Origin of the sequence: Micromonospora echinofusca (genome assembly GCF_017614955.1) — a bacterium.
Taxonomy (GTDB): domain Bacteria; phylum Actinomycetota; class Actinomycetes; order Mycobacteriales; family Micromonosporaceae; genus Micromonospora; species Micromonospora echinofusca_A.
Window position 1 is genome coordinate 1 of the sequence record NZ_WVUH01000092.1, and the last position, 21,583, is coordinate 21,583.

The following is a 21,583-nucleotide window of genomic DNA, read 5'->3' on the forward strand; positions in this document are numbered from 1 at the left end:
GGGTAGCCGGGTGGCCCGTTCGGCACGCAGCCGGGCCCCCGCGAGCGCGAGATGGCCGGTCAGCGCGTCGACCGCCGGTCGGAGGACGCCCGGGACACCGTCGGCGTGGAGCAGCCGTACCTCGTCGGTGACGGTGTCGTGTTCGGCTGCCAGGACGTGGGTGTGGTCGGGGATCCAAATGCCACGCTCGGCGAGCGCGGCGCGTACCCGGGGATTGTTGAGCATGGCGGCGGCGAGGTGGGCGCTGACCCCGCCCCGGTTACCGCCGCAGGCACCGCAGTCGAGAGCGGCGGCGTACGGGTTGTTGGTGCTGGTCGCGCCGTGCCCGCAGAGCAGCAGCAGCGGGGCGAAGCCGGTGGTCAGCCCGATCGTGCGCAGGGTCGCCTCGGCGTAGTACACCTGCTCGTCGAGGGTCAGCGCGGCGTTCAGGTCGGTGGCGGTCGGTGCGGTGTCGTCGGGGGGTGGCGTGAGCCGGCGGGGCGCCACGCTGCGGAGCAGCAGGGCGGCCAGGGCGAGCAGGCCGGCCACCTCGACGAAGGCGAACGCGCCGGCCGGGCTGGCCTTGGCGCCGTCGTACGCCCGCCGCCAGGCGTGCCGGACACGTCGGCGGAGGACGTGCCCCACCTCACGGTCGGCGGGGACGGTCCCGTCGGTGGTGGTCGTCACCGTCGGCTGCGGCACAGGTGTCTCGTGGACGGTGGCGACGGGTTGCATGAGCGCCGGGCAGCGGTCCCGGCCGCGTCGGGCCCCGGCTGCCGTGGTACGTACCGGCAGCCCGAAGAAGCCGGCGAAGCCGAAGGTGCGTACCGGGGCGACGGCCTCCAGATGCCGGCGCAGTCCCTCACTCCGCACGTCGATGCAGAACACCGCCTGGGCGAGCGGCGGTTCCGCCGGCCCCCGGTGCGGTTGACGACGGTCGAGGAGGTCGCGGAGCCGCCGCCGGTAGGCGTTCTCCGCTGCACTCAGCCACACCTCGACCTGCCGGTCCGGGGAGAGGCGGACCAGTGCGTCGCGGAACGCGGCCAGGCTCTCCTCCGGTAGCCCGGCCAGGGTGACGCCGTCGAGGCCGAGGACCGCCGCGAGCCGGGCGAGGGCGGCCGGGTCGACGCCGACGGGTGTGGCGGCGGTGCCGCGCGACTCCGCCCGGACCAGGTCCACGACCGGGGGTACCCCGAGGTGACGCCGGGCGGCGGCGCCGCCGAGGGCGAGTTCGTAGGCGAGGCGTACCGCGAGCAGGTCGACCACGGTCAACGCCGGCCGCTGCCCGGGGTGCGTCTGGGACCAGCGCGCATATCCGGCCCAGCCGGGCAGGCGCAGCAGCGACCGTGACAGGTAGGCCGCCCACCCGTCGGGCGGGACGCCGAGCGCTCGCAGCAGGGCGGCGAGGGCCTGTTCGGGGGCGGCCGGCAGCGCATCGAGGAACGCACCGAAGCCGGTGACGCCGAGCAGGCCCGGCGCGAGGTCGGCTGCGGCCACCCGCCGCCAGCGCGACCAGCAACCGTCGGTCTCGGCACCGGGTACCGGCCACCGGGCGGCCGGGCGACCGCAGTGCGCCGCGCACCAGCCGGCCACCAGGTCGTCGATGTCCGCGCCGAGCCGGCCGCCCAGCGCGTCGTCGAGCAGTTCGGCGAGGGTACGGCCGTCGTGGCCGGGCACGTCGTGGCCGGAGCTGACGCCGGTGGGCAGGGCGGCGGTGGGCAGGGCGGCGAGCCGGCGCGTTGCCGCGTCCAGCAGGTCGGACGGGGGCGCCGCCCCGTCATGCACCGGGTGGCGCAGCACAGTCAGGTGGAGGTCCGCGACGTCGACGAGCCGCCCACCGACCGGTACGGCACCGGCTCCAACGGTCGTCACCGGCAACGCGGCGGTGAGGTCGGCCTCGCTGATCCCACCGTCGTGCAGCCGCTGCCGCCATTCGGCGGTGGGCGCGTGGACCCGCAGGCCGCCGAGTTCACGGAGTCGTGCGGTGGCCTGCGTGAACGGCGTACGTTCCAGACCCGCCAGGGGGTTGACCGCCACGAAGGTGTCCAGCGGCCAGGTCGCGGCGACGTGATCGGCGGCGGCGGTCGCGGCGGCCAGCGCGCGGGCCGGGTCGTACCGGTCCGGTTCGCCCAGGTACCCCCGGGGGTCTGCGGCCTCCGGGCGGGTCCGGGTGCCGGCGGCGAAGCGGACGGCCGTCCAGCGGCGCAGCAGGGGCAGGTACCCGTCCCGCCAGGCCCACCACCACAGCCCGACCAGCCGACCGCGCAGGGCGGCGCCGGACAGCAGTGCGACGGCTGCCAGCACCAGCGCCGTGACGGTGGCCCCGACGGGCGGCACGGCCGAGGGCAGGGCCGGCCACTGGGTGACCGCCTGCCCCGCCACCAGGTAGCCGCTGGTCAGGACGACCACGGTGGCGGTGATCGCCAGCACGGTGGCTGCCGGCAGTCGCCGGTCGGACAGCGCGGTCCGCAGCGCGGCGACCGCGGCGGCGACCGCAAGCGCGGCGCTGAGCAGCCCGGACGGGGCGCCGAGGAGGAACTCGGTGAGCCCGACGGCGACGATCAGGACAGCGGCGGCTGCGGCGGTGCGACGCCAGCCACCGGCCGGCTCGACGGGCTGCGGCACGTGGGCCGCCCGCGCCTGCGCCTGCACGGCACCACCTGCGGACAGGAAGGCGTACGCCTTGTACACGCCGTGCCCCACCAGGTGCAGGGCCGCCAGTCCGAACGCGCCGAGCCCGCACTGCGCGAGCATGAACCCCATCTGCGCCACCGTGGACCGCGCCAGGGCCCCCTTGACGTCGGTACGGACCGCAGCGGACAGGGCGCCCGCGACGACGGTGACCAGGCCCACCGCCAGCATTGCCGCCATCACCACCGGCGCGGCGACGACGACGGGGGCGAAGGTGATCATCAGAAAGCCCGCCACGTTGACCATCCCGGCGTGCAGGAACGCCGACACCGGGGTCGGCGCCTCCAGGGTCCAGGGCAACCAGCCGTGCACCGGCACCTGGGCCGAGCGCACCATGCCGGCCACCAGCAGCAGCCCGCCCGCCGCCGCCAGGAGTCCGGCGGGGGCACCGGCGGCGGCCGCCCGGACAGCCGCCAGGTCGGCACTGCCGGCCTGCATCGTCAGCAGGGCGAACCCGGCCACCAGTGCGACGTCGCCGACCAGGAACAGCCGCCGGACGCGACGGACCAGTTCCCGGACGTGCCGCCGGTCCCGGTGGTAACCGATCAACCCCACCAGCATCGCGCCCGCCGCGATCCAGCCGGCGGCGAACTGCACCAGGCTGGGCGCGGTCGCCATCACCAGGGTCGCCACCGTGGCGGCCGCGACGCGCGCCTGGAAGGCGGCCATCCCCGGCTCACCGTCGAGGTAGCGCCGCGCGTAGCCGGCGACCACCGCGGCGATCCCGCAGACCAGCAGCACGAACAGCGCGCCGAGACGGTCCACCCGCACCCCGAGGCTGACCGGGATGCCGCCCACCTCCGGTCGCGCCAGCAACCCGACCGTGGGCCCGCCGCCCGCGACTGTCAGGAACAGCCCGACAGCCGCGACGGCGGCGACCACCAGCAACAACCCGGCCACCCGGGCCGCCCGCCGCGGTTCCGGTACGACCCACGCGCACACCGCCGCGGACGCGGACGCGACCAGTACTCCTGCAACCAGCACGACAGACATCACCACCTCCTCAGACATGCGCACTCTAGAACACGATTTGCAATTCGTGTATCGTGAGTCGCGCAACAGGAAGCCTGAGACAGGTTCACGACAGAGGAGCGGCGATGAGCGTTCCCGACCCCACCGACCGCAGACAGCCGCTGAGCCCACGCACCGCCCACACCGCCCTGCGTACGGGGCACGACCGCTTCCGCGCCGGCATCGCCTTGACACCGGCCGCCCTCGCCGGACCGGGGCCGGTCGCTGCGGTCTTCGCCTGCGCCGACCCGCAACCCGAACCGGCCGTCATGTTCGGCGGCAGCGACCTGTTCACCGTGCGTACCGCCGGCCTCGGCATCGGTCCGGCGGTACTCGGCAGCATCGAGTACGCCGTCGACCAGCTGCACGTACCGCTGGTGGTCGTACTCGGCCACCACGCGTGCCGGCTACCCGGCGGCACCGGGCACGCGCGGGTCCGCGCCGTCATCGCCGAACTGCGGCACCGGTCACCCCTGCTCGACGCCGCCGTCCGGTCCGGCCACTGTGCCATTCGCGGCATGTCCTGGCACGACAGCCGGCAGACGCTGCGGCCGGTACCGCGTACCGACCCGCCGCCGGTATGCCGGTCCGCCCCACCGGTACGCCCACCGGGCCGACCGGTCGGACGGTGACCGCCGACGGCTGGTGGACGTCGCGCTAGGCGTGGTCCGGGTCGGCGAGGGTCGCGCGGAGGGTCCGGGCAGCCGCACCACGGTAGGAGCGCAGCACCTCGGCCAGGGTCTCGCGGACCTCGGGATCGGGATGCCCGGCGAGGTAGGCGAGTTCCTCGGCGCCGCCCCGCCGCCGACCGCCGAGAGCCCACAGTGCGTCGACGATCTCGTCGGGGGTGGTCGCGGCCCGCAGTGCGGCCATGAGTTCGGGTTTCGGGTTCGGCCTGTCATCGGAGAACCGCTGGCGGACCGCCGCCGCTCCCGGGGTCCCCGGGGCGAGGCAGACCGGGCAGGCGCACGGCCGCCGGCCGTGCGCATCCGGCTGGTACCGCCAGCCGATGCCCTGCGGAATCCGTCGGACGTCCCGCACCTCGTCGGGAGCGACGGCACGGGGAACGAACACCTCGTAGCCGCGCGGGTCGGCGAGACCACGCACCATCGCCACGGCCTGTGCCGCCGTGAGCTGTCGAGGCTGCGCCCCATAGTGGCCGACGGTGACCGGCTGGGAGTCGGGCACGCGGATCCGTACGGCGACGAGCACGCCGGGGTGCCACCGTTTCAGTTCGCGGACCCACTGGTGGGTGAGGGTGAACGACGGCAGCACGGGCATGCAGTAGACGCCGGAGTCCCCGGAGGAGCCCCGGCTGCGTGCCGCGACACCGGAACGGAGAATCCGCCGACCGGCGCGTTCCGGTGTCAGGTGCACGAGGTCAGCCATCGCCGGCCAGCATAGATACCTCCGACGGACGCCGGGGCCGCCGAACCGGGGGCGCGGCGCCGGTCAGCGCTGGGTACCGACGGGCCGTCCCGTGTCCGGGAATCCGTCGGACAGTACCGGCACCCACCAGGGTGGAACCACCTGATCGCCGCCGTCCGGGCAGCCACCGAGGTAGGGAGCAGACGTGATCGGAAGAAGCGGAAAGAAGAACCAGCCAGAGGGTGCGTCCCGCAGGTCGCCGGAGCGTCGGCGGCCCCTGCGGGTGACGGTGACCTCCCTGCTGTCCGTCCTCCTGACCGGCGCGCTACTGACGCTCGGCACCGGGGCTGCGCAGGCCGGGAACGGCGGACCGGACACGCGGGCCGGGAGCAGCGCGCCGGAGGCGCAGCGGAGCGTCACCTCGCCGGGTACCCAGGCGGTCGACTACTACGAGTTCCGCGCGGACCACAGCAACAAGTGCCTGGACGTGGCGAACGCCAGCATCGCCCACGGCACCCCGGTCGTGCAGGGCAACTGCTGGGGCGGGACCAACCAGCACTGGCGGTGGATCCACATCGGCAACGGCTACTACGAGATCCGGGCGCAGCACAGCAACAAGTGCCTGGACGTGGCGCACGCCAGCACGGCCCACGGCGCACCCGTCGTGCAGGGTGACTGCTGGGGCGGAACGAACCAGCACTGGTGGTTCGTCCAGCTCTCCAACGGCACGTACGAGATCCGGGCACGGCACAGCGGCAAGTGCCTGGACGTGGCGAACGCCAGCACCGCCCACGGTGCCCGGGTCGTCCAGGGCGACTGCTGGGGTGGGGCCAACCAGCACTGGCGGCTCGTCTACGCCGGCACCTGGGGCTGATCCCGCGCCCTGCCGGCTCCGTGGCCCGCGACCACGGTACGGCTCAGGCCCCGGCGGCGCCGCCGGGGCCTGGTCTCCAGGTGCGCTGCCCGGACGGGTCGGGCTGCCAGGCGCGGGAGGCGGCCTTGCCGGCGGCGATCTCCGCCGCTATCCGGGCGTTCTCCCGCTGGTCTGCCTCGCGGCGGGCCCGTCTGGCGATGCCGGCCGCGATCTCGGCCTGCCGACGGGCCATGGCCCGCGCGGTTCCGTCGCTGACCCGGGCCCGCGTCCGCTGGCGCGTCCAGTCCTCGTCGCGGACAGCGGCGCGGTGGTCCTGTTCCTCCTTGGCCACCCGCATCGCGGCGGACATCTCGGTCCACCAGCCGCGCATGATGCTCTCCTCCTCCGGCCGGTCACGCCACCGCCAGGCCCGCAGGCGCTGGCGCAGCGTCCACATGATCTTGTCGGGGCTCTCGCGTACCGACCAGGCCACCCCCTGACCGGGGTGCGGCTGGTTGTCCGGCAGGTGGTCCAGGGCCCGCAGGACGTCCCGCACACACCAACCAGCCTCGAAGTACGGTCGCAGGATCTCGTAGACGGTGTCCGGGTTGCATCGGGCCAGGGCCGGCACCCGGACGCCGATCAGCCCGACCGCCGCCTCCATCTCCGCCCGGCCGTCCGGCACCTGGGTAGGGCCGAAGGGCAGCTCCGCCAGCGGTCGGGAGCAGCTCGCGCACCGCCACACGCCCCGGTCGTTCCATCCGCCGGCCGCCCCGAGGACCGGTCGCCGTCCGTTCTCCCCACAGCCGGGACACGGTACGGACGGTGGACGCAGCGAGGTCGAACGCTCCCAGGACTCCGCAGACATCGGGCCACCTCCAGGTGTCCGCACCCTACCGTGCCCGATCGCCCCGGACGGCCGGCACCGCCGGGCCACCTCCCGGTCCGGTTCGGGCCGCGTCTGCACCGCCCCGACAGTGGTGACCTGACGCAACCGGACGGTCTCCACAGGTGACGGCCGGTCGGCTGCGCCACCGGAAACCAACCGACGGGTCACCGGTTTTGGTATCAGGGGCGGCTGGTGGTACACACCGGGACGGCGGTAGCGTTGCGCAACTGCAGGCGGGCGCGACCCGGTCCGCCGGCCGCGCATCATCAGTGCTGTGGCGCGGCTCATCCGCCGGCATCGCGCTGGCGAGCGTATGGAGGATGGCGCATGTCCCACGGCGAGGATCTGTTCACCTCACCAGAGGAGACCAACTCGCGGCCCAGCTTCGAGCTCGCGCTACGCGGCTACGACAAGCGGCAGGTGGATCAGTACGTCACACGGACCGCGAGCGAGATCTCCAACCTGATGGCCGAGCGCGAGCGGACCTTCGGGCAGATCCAGCACCTGGCCGCGCAGCACCAGCAGCTCCAGGCGGAGCTGACCGAGTTGCGGCAGCGGCCCCCGCAGCTGGACCGGGCGTCCTTCCGGGACCTGGGCCCGATGGTCGAGCAGATCCTGGCCCTCGCCGAGAAGCAGTCGGAGGCGATCGTCAACGCTGCCACGCAGCGGGCGGCCGACCACGAGGCGGCGGCCGAGAAGGTGCTCGCCGAGGCGCGGGAGCGGGCCGACCAGCTGCGGGCGGAGGGCGAGGCCGCCCGGGACGCCGCCGAGCAGGAGGCGCAGCGCATCGGCACGGAGAGCGCCGAGCAGATCGAGAGCGCCCGGGCCGAGGCGACGACGATGCTGGAGGCGGCCCGCGTCCAGGTGCAGCAGGAGGTCGAGGCGGCCCGGGCGCAGGCCCAGGAGGAGCTGGCCAAGTGGCGGGCCGACGTGGAGGAGGAACTCGGCGAGCGGCAGGCCGCGGTCGAGCGGGAGTTGACCCAGCAGCAGGCCCTGGCCACCCAGAAGAGCTCGGCGCTCTACGCCGAGGCCCAGCACTACTCGGCTGAGTTGCGTCGGCGGGCGGACGAGCAGGCCGCCATCCAGCAGCAGCAGTTGACGGTCGTCCGGCGGGAGATCCAGGCCCTCCAGCAGGCCCTGGCCCAGCAGCAGGCCGACCTGGAGACGGAGAAGCAGCAGCTCGCCCAGTCGCGTCAGGAGCGGGCGGCGATCGACGGCGAGATGGCGCAGCTCCAGCAGCGGCTCACCGAGGTCCGCCAGAACGTGGCGACCGAGCTGACCCGCCTGGAGGAGGCGCGGCAGGCGGCCGAGTCGGCCGAGCGGCACGCCAAGGAGGTACGGGCGCGGGTGCAGCGGGAGGCGAAGCGGGTGGCGGACCTGGCCGCCGCCGCGGTCATCGCCGCCGCTGCGGGTGGCGCGCCGACCAGCGAGTACCCGATCGTGGCGCCGGCCCGGCCGGACGTGAGCCGGGATGCCGGCCCGCAGGCCGGCGCGGCGGCCGGTCCGGTCCTGGGCGACCCGGGTGGGCAGGACGTGCCGCACGCCGGCAACGGTCTCCCGGGGCAGCACGGACAGCACAGCCACAACGGACAGCACGGCCACGACGGGCAGCACGGCCGGCACGGACACCACGGCTGGTCCGACGCCGCCGACGTGGTACCGGCCCAGCGGAGTCCGCAGCCCTCGCTGGCGGCGGCGGAGGCCGAGTGACCGTACGACCCGCGTCGCGCTGACCCGCTGATCGGCGTACCGGCCGCCGGGGCGCCACCTGGTCGTGGACAGTTCGCCCCGCTGGTCGGGGGTCGTGGCTCAGCCGTTGCCGCGCGGGGCGTACATGATCACCGCGACCCCGACGAGGCAGATGGCGGCACCGAGCAGGTCCCACCGGTCCGGCCGGAACCGGTCCACGACCATGGCCCAGGCCAGCGAGCCGGCGACGAAGACGCCACCGTACGCGGCGAGGATCCGACCGAAGTTCGGGTCGGGTTGGAAGGTCGCGACGAAGCCGTAGGCGCCGAGGGCGAGCACCCCGGCGGCGATCCACCACAGGCCCCGGTGTTCGCGCCAGCCCTGCCAGATCAGCCAGGCGCCGCCGATCTCGGCGAGCGCGGCCAGGGCGAACAGCAGCAGGGAGCGGAGCACGGTCACGCCACCGACCGTAGCCGGTCGGACCGCACGACACTGGCGCCCTGATTTTGCTATTGCCCATAGTTTGCAACAAGCGCCGGACCGGCCTGGACAGCCGATCCGGCCGGTAACTAGCGTTCTCTTCATGACTCCTTACCGCATTGACGTCCGCGCCTGGCAGGAGAGCTGGGACCGCCAGCAGGAGGCGTACCTGCCGGATCGCGAGCACCGGTTCGACACGATGCTCGACGCGGTCGAGGCGGTCACGGACCGGCCGGACCCCCGGATCCTCGACCTGGCCGGCGGTACCGGCTCGATCAGCCTCCGTGCGCTGACCCGCCTGCCGCAGGCACAGCTCACCCTGGTCGACCTCGACCCCGTTCTGCTCACCATCGCCGAGGCGTCCCTGACCGGCCGGGCCACCGTGGTCACCGCCGACCTCGACGACCCCGGCTGGACGGCCGCCCTGCCGTACGACGGGTACGACGCCGTGCTCACCGCCACCGCCCTGCACTGGCTGGACGGCGACCGCCTCGCCACCCTCTACCGCGAGATCCGGGACCTGCTGCGCCCCGGCGGGCTCCTCGTCAACGCCGACCACATGCCCGACCCGGGGCTGCCCACCCTCGGCGCACAACTCCTCGACCGGGCCCGCGCCCACCGCAATGCCCGGTACGCCGCCGGCGCCGCCCTGTCCTGGTCGGCCTGGTGGGAGCAGGTCGCCGCCGACCCGGCCCTCGCCCCGCTCGCCGAGAAGCGGCAGCAGATCTACCCCACCGGGCACAGTCCGGAGTGGAACCCGCCGGTCGAGTGGCACCTCGACGCCCTGCGCGCAGCGGGCTTCGCCGAGGTCGGCACGCTCTGGCGGGGCGGCACCGGGCAGGATGACGGTATGCGTCTGGTGTCCCTGCTGCCGTCCGCGACGGAGATCGTCTACGCCCTCGGCCTCGGCGAGAACCTGGTCGGGGTGACCTTCGAGTGTGAGCTGCCGGCCGCCGACCGGGGCCGCAAGGCGGTGGTGGTCGGCGGGCGGGACACCCGGGAGATGACCCCGACCGAGATCGACGACTACGTCCGGTCGCAGATGGCGGCCGGTGGCGACCTCTACACCCTGCACTCCGACGCGCTGGCCGACCTGGCCCCGGACCTGATCCTCACCCAGGACCTGTGCCGGGTCTGCGCCCTGCCCTCGGACCACGTCTCGGACGCCCTGGACCACCTCGGCTGCCGGGCCGACGTGCTGTCGCTGGACCCGTACACCCTGGCGGAGGTGCTCGACACGATCGTCGCGGTCGGCGACCGGGCGGGCGTACCGGACCGGGCCTCGACCCTGCTGTCCGGCCTGCGCGACCGGCTCGCGGCGGTCACCGCGGCGGTGGCCGGCCGACCCCGCCGCCGGGTGGCCGTGGTCGAATGGGTCGACCCGCCGTTCACCGCCGGCCACTGGGTACCCGACCTGGTGGAGACCGCCGGCGGGCAGCCGGTCGCCACCCGCCCCGGGGCCCGTTCGGTGCAGGTGCCCTGGTCCGAGCTGACCGACGCGGCACCGGACGTGGTGCTGGTCACCCCGTGCGGGTTCCACCTGGACGGGGCCGCCCGGCAGGCCGAGACGGTCGCGCCGAGGTTCCCGGGCGCCGAGGTGTGGGCCCTCGACGCGGACGGCATCGTGGTCCGACCCGGTCCCCGGCTGGTCGACGGCGTCGAGGCGATCGCCGCGATCCTGCACCCCGACACGGTGCCGCAACCACCGGCCGGCGCGATCCGCCGGGTCGCCTGACCGGCTCACCCGGCCCGCCGTGACGCGCGGTGGTCGGCGCTCCGGGCGCCCCACCGGCGCGCGGGCCCGACCTCGGTGACCGCTACGCAGGATTATCATGAGGGCGAACGAGACGAATCTTTAGGCTGATGCGCCTATCCGATCCGATCTGTACCCGTATCGATGACGGTACGTGTTCGTCCGTCGTCAAGCCCCATCCGTAAGGAGCAGCAGGGTGTCCGAGGCATCGCCGTTCAACGCCGTGCCCGCCCGGATCGATCTGCCCAAGGTCGATCACGAGGTGCTGGCCTTCTGGCGGGAGCGGGACATTTTCCAGCGCAGCCTGGCGCAGACCGCCGACGGGCCGCGCTGGGTCTTCTACGAGGGCCCGCCCACCGCCAACGGCCGTCCGGGCGTGCACCACGTCGAGGCGCGGGTGTTCAAGGACATCTTCCCCCGCTACCGGACGATGAAGGGCTACCACGTCCCGCGCCGGGCCGGTTGGGACTGCCACGGCCTGCCGGTCGAGATCGCCGTGGAGAAGGAACTCGGCATCTCCGGCAAGCAGGACATCGAACAGATCGGCATCGCGGAGTTCAACGAGCGCTGCCGCCAGTCGGTGAAGCGGTACATCGGCGAATTCGAGGCGATGACCGAGCGGGTCGGCTACTGGGTCGACATGTCCGCGCCGTACTGGACGATGACCCCGGAGTACGTGGAGAGCGTCTGGTGGGCGCTCAAGCGGATCTTCGACCGGGGACTTCTGGTCGAGGACTACCGGGTCGCGCCGTACTGCCCGCGCTGCGGCACCGGCCTGTCCGACCACGAGGTCGCGCAGGGGTACGAGACGGTCACCGACCCGTCGGTGTACGTCCGGCTGCCCGTGACCGGTGAGGTCGCCGGGATCAGCGGCGTCGACCTGCTGATCTGGACCACCACCCCGTGGACGCTGATCTCGAACACCGCCGTGGCGGTCCACCCGGACGTCACCTACGTGGTCGCCCGGACCGCCGAGGGCACCTTCGTGGTCGCCGAACCCCTGGTCGGTGCGGCCCTCGGCGAGGGTGCCGAGATCCTGGCCAGCCTGCCCGGCCGGGACCTGGAGGGCCTGCACTACCAGCGCCCCTTCGACTTCGTCGCCATCCCCGACGCACACCGCGTCCTGCTCGCCGACTACGTCACCACCGAGGACGGCACCGGCCTGGTCCACCAGGCACCCGCGTTCGGCGCCGACGACCTCGCCACCTGCCGGCGGTACGGCCTGCCGGTGGTCAACCCGGTCCGCCCGGACGGCCACTTCGCCGCCGACGTGCCGATGGTGGGCGGCCAGTTCTTCAAGGACGCCGACCCGATCCTGGTCAAGGAACTGGAGCGGCGGGGTCTGCTGCTGCGCGCCCTGCGGTACGAGCACAGCTACCCGCACTGCTGGCGCTGCCACACGCCGCTGATGTACTACGCCCAGCTCTCCTGGTACGTGCGCACCACCCAGATCCGCGAGGAACTGCTCCGGGAGAACGAGCGCACCGACTGGCACCCCGAGCACATCAAGCACGGCCGGTTCGGTGACTGGCTGAAGAACAACATCGACTGGGCGCTGTCCCGCAACCGGTACTGGGGTACCCCGCTGCCGCTGTGGCGCTGCGCGAACGCCCACCTGACCTGCGTCGGCTCCCGGGCGGAGCTGGGCGAACTGGCCGGGCGCGACCTCACCGCGCTGGACCCGCACCGGCCGTACATCGACGACGTCACCTTCGACTGCCCGCAGTGCGGCGCCGACGCGGTCCGGGTACCGGAGGTCATCGACGCCTGGTTCGACTCCGGGTCCATGCCGTTCGCGCAGCTCGGGTACCCGCACGTGCCCGGCAGCGAGGAGGAGTTCGCCCGGGCGTACCCGGCGCAGTTCATCGCCGAGGCGATCGACCAGACCCGGGGCTGGTTCTACACCCTGATGGCGGTCGGCACCCTCGCCTTCGACCGGTCGCCGTACGAGAGCGTGCTCTGCCTGGGCCACATCATGGCCGAGGACGGCCGCAAGATGAGCAAGCACCTGGGCAACATCATCGAACCGATCCCGCTGATGGACCGGCACGGCGCCGACGCGCTGCGCTGGTTCATGCTCTGCTCCGGCTCGCCCTGGTCGCCGCGCCGGGTCGGGGACAGCGCGATCGACGAAATCGTCCGCCGGTTCCTGCTCACCTACTGGAACACCGTCTCCTTCTTCACCCTGTACGCCGAGGCCAACAACTGGACCCCGCAGCCCGCCGCCACCGTCGAGCGGACCCCGCTGGACCGCTGGCTCCTCGCCGAACTGCACCGCCTGGTCGGGGTGGTCGACGCGGCCCTGGCGGACTTCGACACCACCGGTGCCGGCCGGGCCATCAGCAGCTTCGTCGACGACCTCTCCAACTGGTACGTCCGGCTGTCCCGGACCCGGTTCTGGCAGGGCGACCCGGCGGCGCTGGCCACCCTGCACGAGACCATCGAGGTGCTGACCCGCCTGCTGGCGCCGTTCGTACCGTTCATCGCCGAGCAGGCCTGGCAGGTCGCGGTCCGGCCGGCGGCACCCGAGGGTCCCGAGTCGGTGCACCTGGCGACCTGGCCGACCCAGGACGCCAGCCGGCTCGACGAGGGGCTGCGGACGGAGATGGCGACCGTACGCAGCCTCGTCGAGGCGGGCCGGGCCGCGCGGAAGGCCAGTGGTCTGCGGGTCCGGCAGCCGCTCGCCCGGGCGTTGATCGCGGTACCGGAGCAGCAGACCCCGTCGGACGAACTGCTGGCCTACCTGCGGGACGAGCTGAACATCCGCGAGGTGGCGCCGTTGCACACCTCGGACGCCGTCATCGACGTGACCGTCAAGCCGGACTTCCGGCAGCTCGGCAAGCGGTTCGGTTCGCGTACCCAGCAGGTCGCGGCAGCGCTGCGGGCCGCCGACCCGGCCGAGCTGGCCAAGGCGGTCAGCGGCGGTGGCACCACGACGGTGACGGTCGACGGGGAGCCGGTGGAGATCGGTGAGGACGACATCCTGGTCAACCAGACCCCGCGTACCGGCTGGGCGGTCTCCAGCCAGCGTGAGGTGACCATCGCGTTGGACACCACGATCACGCCGGAGCTGCGCCGGGCCGGTCTGGTACGCGAGGCGATCCGGCTGGTGCAGGACGCCCGCAAGCAGGCCGATCTGAACATCACCGACCGGATCGAGCTGGGTCTGCGGGCCGACGGTGAGTTGGCCGAGGCGATCCGCGAGGGCCGGACGGAGATCGCCGAGGCGGTGCTGGCGGTCAGCCTGGTGGAGGACGAGCTGTCCCCGGCGGACCTGGCGCACACCGACGAGGAGACCGGTCTGCGGCTCTGGCTGCGCCGGGCCGCCCGCTAGACACGCACCTGGTACGGCCTGAGCCCGGCACGTCCAGGGCTCAGGCCGTACCGCTGTCTTGGAGCCACCGGCGGGGGACGCCGCGCAATCCCCCGCCGCAGCCACCGCCGCGTCCCCCGCCGCCAGCGGGTCTCCGGTTCGCCGCCTGTCGAGCTGCACCGTCTGTGCCAGCAGACAACGGCTCCGGGCCGGCACCTGGGGCTCCGGGCCGGCACCTGGGGCTCCGGGCCGGCACCTGGGGCTCCGGGCCGGCACCGACCCTTTTGTCCCGGTACCCGGGCGGGCAGCCCCGCCGGGACGACCTCCTCCGCCTGCCACCGTCCGACTCACCCCTCGTCCATCCTGTGATCCGCTCGGTTTCCAGGTGGTCGGGGTGTCGACCTCGACCCGACAGCCCGACCTCCTGAAAAGGGAGCAGAACGAGAGCGTTGTCCCGCAGCCGCAGCCGCAGCCCGGGCCGGGCCGGGCCGGGCCGGGCCGGGCCGGGCCGGGATCCTCGCTTGACCCTCGATCTGGTCGAGGGCGCACACTTCGTGGCGGCGTTCTGCGTGCGTCGACGAGCGGGGAGGTCTTCGGTTGCTCGACCTGGAGGTACTGCGCCGGATACTTCGCGCGAGCTGGGGAGCGGACACCTGCGACCCGCACGACGTGCCGGACTGGCGGCCGGACAACCCCGCCCGGGGTCAGTGCGGAGTGACCGCGCTGATCGTCCAGGAGCTGCTCGGCGGAGAGCTGATCCTCGGTGAGGTCGTCGTGCAGGACACCAGGACTGGTCACCATTACTGGAACCGGCTACCCGACGGCCGGCACGTGGACCTCACGGCTGACCAGTTCCGCCCGGGGGAAGTCGTCGTCGGGGGCCAGGTGCAGCAACGGCCACCCGGCGCCCCTCGACGGTGCCGTGCGCAGTACGAGATCCTGCGGCAGCGGGTGCTCGCCGAACTCGGGGCACTCGCCGGACCGGCCACCCACGCACGATGACCGCCCACGCACGATGACCGCCCCGCGTACACACTGACCACGCCGCCCGGCCGGGCCACCGGGTCGAGGTGTTAACAGGGGGCCCTTCCTCTACCGAAAGCGTTAAGCGGGGGCCCTTCCTTACATCTCACTCTGGGTCAGGGGAGACGTCGACGGTGGGCGGCCATCGATGCAGGGCGTTGCCGTCCGGGGGCGGGTCGCTCGCGTCGGGTGCTAATTCGTATTAGTACCGGGGTTTTTCTCGCCCGAAACCTTGACAACACCCGGGTGAAACCGCCAGGCTCCCTCCAACCACGTCGACTGATACGTATTAGCAGCTCCCGGGAAAGGATCTCTCGTGACTCCACCGGCACCGAGGCGAGTTACCCAACGTGACATCGCGCGCCTGGCCGGCGTCAGCCAGGCAACCGTGTCGCTGGTGCTCAACAACCGGTCCGATGCGGACGTCCGGATCGCCCCGGAGACCCGGCGCCGGGTACTGCGGGCGATCGACGAGACCGGGTACGTCGCCGATCCGGTGGCCCGCCGACTGGTCTCCCGGTTCAACCGGATCATCGGCGTGTTCACCTACGAGCCGGCCTTCCCCAGCGGCAGCCGGGACTTCTTCCACCCGTTCCTGCTCGGCATCGAGGAGTACGCCGAACGGGTCGGCTGCGACCTGCTGCTGTTCACCAGCGCGCCGGTGGTCGACGGTCGACGTAAGGTCTTCCACCAGGACAACCGGCTCCGGCTGGCCGACGGCTGCATCCTGCTCGGCCGGGAGATCGACGGTACGGAGCTGCGTCGGCTCAACGAGGACGGCTTCCCGTACGTCGCGGTCGGCCGCCGGGACGACGCGGGCGGACCGGTGCCCTACGTCGGCGCCGACTACGCCACCGCCGTCGGGCAACTCGTCGAGTTCGCCCTGGCCCGGGGACACCGACGGCTGGCCTACCTGAGCATGGGGCTGACCGCCGAGTCCTCCACCGACCGGCAGCACGGCTTCGCCCGGTCCACCCGCGCGGCGGAGAGCGCCCGGCAGTTCGCCACCACCGGCCAGGACGCCGACCTGCTCCTGGACAACCTGCGCGCCGACCGGACCACGGTCGCCCTGGTGGAGGACTTCGGCACCGCCGTGGCGCTGGAGCTGGCCGCCCGGCGCCGGGGGCTGAGCGTCCCCGGTGACCTGTCCATCGTGACCCTGGGCGACCCGACCGTCCCGGTACCCAGCGACATCACCTTCACCGGTTTCCACATCCCCCGCGAGGAGATGGGCCGGCAGGCGGTCGAGGTGTTGACCACCGTCGTCGACGGCAGCGCGACCGACGTCCCGCAACGGCTCCTGCCGTGCGTACTGGTCGAGGGCGAGACCCTCGGCGCCCCCGATCCGGCGGTCGACCGCAACTGAGGCGGCGACCCCCGCAACCTGGAAGGAAACAAGTGGCACAGATGCGTGCGGACGTCCTCGTCGTCGGCGGCGGGCTGGGCGGGGTGGCGGCGGCTCTCGCCGCCGCCCGGTCCGGCCGGTCCGTCATCCTGACCGAGGAGTTCGACTGGCTCGGCGGGCAGCTCACCAGCCAGGCCGTGCCCCCGGACGAGCACTCCTGGATCGAACAGTTCGGTGCCACCGCCAGCTACCGGGCCCTGCGCAACGGGATCCGTGACTTCTACCGCCGGCACTATCCGCTGACCGAACGGTCCCGGGGCTGGACCGACCTGAACCCGGGGGCCGGCTGGGTGAGCCGGCTCTGCCACGAGCCCCGGGTCGCCGTGGCGGTCATCGAGCAGATGCTGGCGCCGTACCGGGGCTCCGGGCGGTTGACCGTGCTCCAGCCGTACCGCCCGGTCGCTGCGGAGACCGACGGGGACCGGGTGGTCGGGGTGACCGTGGCGCACCGGGACCGGGACACCCGGATCGACATCGTCGCGCCGTACGTGCTGGACGCCACCGAGACCGGTGAGCTGCTGCCGTTGACCGGTACCGAGTACGTCACCGGCTTCGAGGCGCAGTCCGAGACCGGTGAGCCGAGCGCCCCGGCACAGGCGCAGCCGTTGAACATGCAGGCCGTCTCGGTCTGTTTCGCCCTCGACCACGTCGACGGCGACCACACCATCGACCGGCCGGCGAACTACGAGTTCTGGCGGGACTACAAGCCGGACTTCTGGGGGGACCGGCTGCTCTCCTGGCGGTCGCCGCACCCGCGCACCCTGGAGATCGTCGAGCGCAGCTTCACCCCGAACCCGGACGACGACCCGCTGGCCGTCAACGCCGACCAGCGACTCGACCCGGGTGACGGCAACCTGTGGACGTTCCGCCGGATCGCGGCCCGGCGCAACTTCACCGAGGGCGCCTACGCCAGCGACATCACCCTGGTCAACTGGCCGATGATCGACTACTTCGAGGGTCCGGTCATCGACGTACCGAACGCCTCCTGGCACCTGTCGCAGGCCCGGGATCTGTCGTACTCGGTGCTCTACTGGATGCAGACCGAGGCACCCCGGCCGGACGGCGGCACCGGCTTCCCCGGCCTACGGCTGCGCGGCGACGTCACCGGCAGCGCGGACGGTCTCGCCCAGGCGCCCTACATCCGGGAGTCCCGGCGGATCCGGGCCGAGTACACCGTGGTCGAGCAGGACCTGTCGCTGGCGGTCCGGGGTGCGCACGGGGCGGTCGACTACCCGGACTCGATCGGGGTGGGGATGTACCGCATCGACCTGCACCCGTCGACCGGTGGGGACAACTACATCGACGTCGGCTCCTGCCCGTTCGAGATCCCGCTCGGCGCGCTCATCCCGCAGCGGGTGGAGAACCTGCTGCCGGCCGGCAAGAACATCGGCACCACGCACGTCACCAACGGCAGCTACCGGCTGCACCCGGTCGAGTGGAACGTCGGCGAGGTCGCCGGCCTGCTCGCCGACTTCTGCCTGGACCGGGGCGCCTCGCCCCGTGCGGTCCGGAACGACCCCCGACTGCTGACCGACTTCCAGGACCGCTGCACGGCGGCGGGCGTGGAACTGCGCTGGCCGGAGATCGCCGGCTACTGATCGACACCTTCCACCATCCCCCGATGAGGAGAACCTTGTGAGAACAGGAAAGGGCGTGCGCGGTCTCGCCGTCGCACTGGCCGGGGTACTCGCACTGACCGCCTGCGGCGGCGGCGAGGAGGCCGGGCAGGACGGTCCGACCAGCCTGCGGATGACGATCTGGAGCGCCAACGAGGCGCACCTGAAGCTGTTCAACGAGATCGCCGACGAGTACAAGAAGGCCAACCCGGGCGTCACGGCCATCACCTTCGACCCGCTGCCGTTCGAGAACTACACCACCACCCTGACCACCCAGATCGCCGGCGGGAACGCCCCCGACCTGGCCTGGGTGTTCGAGAACTCGGCGCCGGACTTCGTCGCCTCGGGCGCGCTGCTGCCGCTGGACGACCGGCTGAAGAAGGTCGACGGCTACGGCTACGACGACCTCTCCCCGGCCACCCTGAAGCTGTGGCAGAACGACGGGAAGCTCTTCGCGTACCCCTTCTCCACCTCGCCGTTCGGCGTCTTCGTCAACACCGACCTGCTGAAGAAGGCCGGCCAGAAGACGCCCGCCGAGCTGATCGCCGGCGGCCAGTGGAACTGGGACAACGCGCTGGCCGCCGCCGCTGCCGTGCAGGGCGCCACCGGCAGGGCCGGTCTGGTCATCCGGGACTTCGACTACAAGGGCTGGGACAACCTGTCCACCTTCTGGACCGGCTGGGGTGCCCAGGCATGGAGCGCCGACGGGAGGTCCTGCGGTTTCGCCGCACCGGAGATGGTCGACGCGATGACCACCCTGCACAGGGCGATCTTCACCGCGAAGGCGCTGCCGGGTCCGGGTACCACGGCGGACTTCTTCGCCGGGGACGCGGCCATGACGGTCACCCAGATCTCCCGGGCCTCGCTGCTCAAGGACGGTGGCTTCGGCTGGGACCTGGTCCCGCTGCCGGCCGGCCCGAAGGGCAACTACTCGGTGGTCGGCCAGGCCGGCATCGGGGTGATGAAGAAGAGCCCGCACGCCGACGAGGCGGCCGACTTCCTCGCCTTCCTGACCAACCCCACCAACTCGGCGAAGCTCGCCCAGTTCTTCCCGCCGCCCCGGCAGTCCCTGCTGACCGCCGAGACGCTGGCGAAGACCAACCCGAAGCTCAAGCCGGAGCAGTTGCAGAAGGTCGTCATCGACGGGATCACCAACGGTGTGGTCAAGCCCAACCACGCCGGGCAGGCCGAGCTGAGCCAGCAGGTACGCGCCGGACTCGACCCGCTGTGGAAGGCGGACGCGGACGTCCGGGCGGTGCTGGAGGGCGTCTGCACCAAGATCCAGCCGTTGCTGGCGAAGTAGGGCAGCGGCGACCATGTCCCAGACCGACACCAGGGTGGACCGGGTCGGGGCCCGGCCCACCCTGGGCCGGGCGCGGCCGTACTGGACCACCCGCCGCCGCGACCAGCTCACCGGATACCTGTTCATCGCGCCGCAGTTGCTCGGCAGCGCCGTCTTCGTGATCCTGCCGCTGATCCTGGTGGTCTGGTACAGCCTGCACGAGTGGAACGTGCTGGCCGGCACGTTCGAGTTCGTCGGTACGGAGAACTACTCGGCGCTGGCGGAGGACACCAACCTCGGCCCGGTACTGCGGGCCACCGGCCTCTTCTCGGTCGGTCTGGTGGTGTTCAACCTCGCCCTGGCCCTGCTGCTCGCCGTCCTGCTCAACCAGAAACTGCGCGGGACCATCGTGTTCCGCACCCTGTTCTTCTCGCCGGTGGTGGTCTCGCTGGTCGCCTGGACGATCGTCTGGGGCTTCCTGCTCCAGGACAACGGCGGGATCAACGGCCTGCTCGACACGATCGGGGTGGACGGGCCGAACTGGCTGCGTGGCGAGACCACCGCGATGATCTCGGTCGTCGTGGTGCAGGTGTTCAAGAACGTCGGCCTGAACATGGTGCTCTTCCTGGCCGCGCTCCAGGGCGTACCGGCCGAGCTGTACGAGGCCGCCGAGGTGGACGGGGCCGGCCGGCTGCGCCAGTTCCGGCGGATCACCGTACCCATGATCAGCCCGACCATCCTGCTCACCTCGATCATCACCGTGGTCGGCTCGTTGCAGGTGTTCGCGCAGATCGCGGTGCTCACCCAGGGCGGTCCGGGCACCTCCACCACGGTGCTCGTCTACTACCTCTACCAGCAGGCGTTCCAGTTCCATCACTTCGGCTACGGCGCCACCCTGTCGATCGTGCTGTTCGGCATCGTGCTCGCGCTGACCGTGCTCCAGTGGCAGATGCGTCGGAGGTGGGTCCACCATGAGTCGTGAGGTGCCGCTGCGGGCGAAGCTGGGGCTCTACGCCATCCTGATGGTGCTGGCCGTACCGTTCGTCTTCCCGACCTGGTGGATGGTCACCTCGTCGCTGAAGCCGGTGTCGGACATCTTCTCGTTCCCGCCGAAACTGTGGCCGGGCGACCCGGAGCTGGACGCGTACCGGCGGGTGTTCGAGTTGCAGCCGTTCGGCCAGCAGTACCTGAACAGCCTCTACATCGCGCTGGTGGTCACCGTCGGCACCCTGGCGGTGTCCGCGCTGGCCGGGTACGCCTTCGCCCGGATCCGGTTCCGGGGGCAGAACGTGCTCTTCCTGGTGATCCTCGCCGGCCTGCTCATCCCGAGCGAGGTGACGATCGTGCCGCTGTTCCAGATGTTCTTCAAGCTGGGTCTGGTGAACACCCACTGGCCGCTGATCCTGGTGCCGATCCTCGGGGCACCGAGCGTGCTGGCCACGTTCATCATGCGGCAGTTCTTCATCAGCCTCCCCGGTGAGCTGGAGGAGGCGGCCCGGGTGGACGGGCTGGGCCGGTTCGCCACCTTCTGGAAGATCGCCCTGCCGCTGTCCCGACCGGCGCTCGGCGCGGTGGCCATCTTCACCTTCCTGCACAGCTGGAACCTCTACCTCGAACCGATCGTGTTCCTCTCCTCGCCGGAGAAGTTCACCCTGCCGCAGGCGCTCACCCAGTTCGTCGACGCGTACGGCGGTCCGATGTGGAACGTACAGCTCGCCGCCGCCTCGATGACCGCGCTGCCGGTACTGGCCGTCTTCGTGGTCGCGCAGAAGCAGTTCGTCGAGGGTCTCGCGCACACCGGTCTGAAGGGATGACCAGGGTCGAGGCGGTCGGCAAAGGGTCGGGGGCGGCGGTCGGCGTCGACATCGGCGGTACCAAGACCGTGGCCGCGCTGGTCGCGGCCGACGGCACGGTCCGGGAGCGGCGGCAGGCGCCCACCCCGGCCGGGGCGGGGCCGGTCGCCGTGCTGGACACCGCCGCCCGGCTCGCCGCCGAACTGCTCCCGGGCGACGGCCCGGGGCCCACGGTGGTCGGGGTGGGCACGGCCGGCACCGTCGAGCCGGCGACCGGCACCATCCGGTACGCCACGGCGAGCCTGCCCGGCTGGACGGGTACCCGGGTCGCGGACGAGCTGGCCGGACGACTGGCCCGCCCGGTGCGGGTGGTCAACGACGTGCACGCCGCCGCGCTCGGGGAGTGCTGGGTCGGCGCCGCCCGGGGTGGGCGGGACG

The 21,583-nt window shown here is 72.5% G+C and carries 16 protein-coding genes; 12 read left to right on the forward strand and 4 right to left on the reverse strand.

Going from position 1 to position 21,583, the window contains the following annotated elements; genetic code table 11:
* A partial coding sequence (locus GSF22_RS13090) for a putative inorganic carbon transporter subunit DabA (RefSeq protein WP_208813824.1) occupies nt 1-3,663 on the reverse strand: 3,663 nt, incomplete at its 3' end.
* 104 nt (nt 3,664-3,767) lie between these two features.
* On the opposite strand from GSF22_RS13090, the gene GSF22_RS13095 reads away from it, so the two are divergent.
* On the forward strand, nt 3,768-4,313 hold the full coding sequence (locus GSF22_RS13095; protein ID WP_208813825.1) for a carbonic anhydrase: 546 nt from the start codon (nt 3,768-3,770) through the stop codon (nt 4,311-4,313).
* 25 nt (nt 4,314-4,338) lie between these two features.
* On the opposite strand, the gene GSF22_RS13100 is transcribed toward GSF22_RS13095, so the two are convergent.
* Nucleotides 4,339-5,070 (reverse strand): HEAT repeat domain-containing protein, encoded by a 732-nt coding sequence (locus GSF22_RS13100; RefSeq protein ID WP_208813826.1) that lies wholly within the window; start codon nt 5,068-5,070, stop codon nt 4,339-4,341.
* A 184-nt stretch (nt 5,071-5,254) separates the two neighbouring features.
* Here GSF22_RS13100 and GSF22_RS34720 point away from each other — a divergent pair, with 184 nt between their 5' ends.
* On the forward strand, nt 5,255-5,923 hold the full coding sequence (locus tag GSF22_RS34720; RefSeq protein ID WP_208813827.1) for an RICIN domain-containing protein: 669 nt from the start codon (nt 5,255-5,257) through the stop codon (nt 5,921-5,923).
* A 43-nt stretch (nt 5,924-5,966) separates the two neighbouring features.
* Here GSF22_RS34720 and GSF22_RS13110 read toward each other — a convergent pair whose 3' ends face one another.
* On the reverse strand, nt 5,967-6,770 hold the full coding sequence (locus GSF22_RS13110) for a hypothetical protein (RefSeq protein WP_208813828.1): 804 nt from the start codon (nt 6,768-6,770) through the stop codon (nt 5,967-5,969).
* Nucleotides 6,771-7,118: 348 nt separating this feature from the next.
* Between GSF22_RS13110 and GSF22_RS13115 the strand changes: the two genes are divergently transcribed.
* Nucleotides 7,119-8,501, forward strand: a complete 1,383-nt coding sequence (locus GSF22_RS13115; RefSeq protein ID WP_208813829.1) for a hypothetical protein — start codon at nt 7,119-7,121, stop codon at nt 8,499-8,501.
* 99 nt (nt 8,502-8,600) lie between these two features.
* Here the strand turns inward: GSF22_RS13115 and GSF22_RS13120 are convergent, their stop codons facing one another.
* Nucleotides 8,601-8,939 (reverse strand): YnfA family protein, encoded by a 339-nt coding sequence (locus GSF22_RS13120; protein ID WP_208813830.1) that lies wholly within the window; start codon nt 8,937-8,939, stop codon nt 8,601-8,603.
* 124 nt (nt 8,940-9,063) lie between these two features.
* On the opposite strand from GSF22_RS13120, the gene GSF22_RS34725 reads away from it, so the two are divergent.
* The 9 genes from GSF22_RS34725 to GSF22_RS13170 form a co-directional block, all read left to right on the forward strand.
* Nucleotides 9,064-10,695 (forward strand): ABC transporter substrate-binding protein, encoded by a 1,632-nt coding sequence (locus tag GSF22_RS34725; protein WP_244367316.1) that lies wholly within the window; start codon nt 9,064-9,066, stop codon nt 10,693-10,695.
* A 214-nt stretch (nt 10,696-10,909) separates the two neighbouring features.
* The gene (gene ileS / locus GSF22_RS13135; RefSeq protein WP_208813831.1) at nt 10,910-14,047 is read left to right on the forward strand and encodes an isoleucine--tRNA ligase; all 3,138 of its coding nucleotides are present in this window, start codon (nt 10,910-10,912) and stop codon (nt 14,045-14,047) included.
* A 576-nt stretch (nt 14,048-14,623) separates the two neighbouring features.
* Nucleotides 14,624-15,028 carry a YunG family protein gene (locus tag GSF22_RS13140; RefSeq protein WP_208813832.1) on the forward strand — a complete coding sequence of 135 codons (405 nt, stop codon included), beginning with the start codon at nt 14,624-14,626 and terminating at the stop codon, nt 15,026-15,028.
* A gap of 337 nt (nt 15,029-15,365) precedes the next feature.
* Nucleotides 15,366-16,415, forward strand: coding sequence for a LacI family DNA-binding transcriptional regulator (locus GSF22_RS13145; RefSeq protein WP_208813833.1), 1,050 nt, complete (start codon nt 15,366-15,368; stop codon nt 16,413-16,415).
* A 41-nt stretch (nt 16,416-16,456) separates the two neighbouring features.
* Nucleotides 16,457-18,052, forward strand: a complete 1,596-nt coding sequence (locus tag GSF22_RS13150) for an FAD-dependent oxidoreductase (RefSeq protein WP_208813838.1) — start codon at nt 16,457-16,459, stop codon at nt 18,050-18,052.
* 37 nt (nt 18,053-18,089) lie between these two features.
* Nucleotides 18,090-19,373, forward strand: coding sequence for an ABC transporter substrate-binding protein (locus GSF22_RS13155; protein WP_307803964.1), 1,284 nt, complete (start codon nt 18,090-18,092; stop codon nt 19,371-19,373).
* Nucleotides 19,374-19,386: 13 nt separating this feature from the next.
* On the forward strand, nt 19,387-20,334 hold the full coding sequence (locus GSF22_RS13160; RefSeq protein WP_208813834.1) for a carbohydrate ABC transporter permease: 948 nt from the start codon (nt 19,387-19,389) through the stop codon (nt 20,332-20,334).
* Complete coding sequence (locus GSF22_RS13165) at nt 20,324-21,166, forward strand: carbohydrate ABC transporter permease (protein WP_208813835.1); 843 nt, start codon at nt 20,324-20,326, stop codon at nt 21,164-21,166. The genes GSF22_RS13160 and GSF22_RS13165 overlap by 11 nt, the downstream gene beginning before the upstream one ends.
* Nucleotides 21,163-21,583: ROK family protein (locus GSF22_RS13170; protein WP_208813836.1), on the forward strand; the 421-nt coding region annotated here is incomplete at its 3' end. The genes GSF22_RS13165 and GSF22_RS13170, both read left to right, overlap by 4 nt.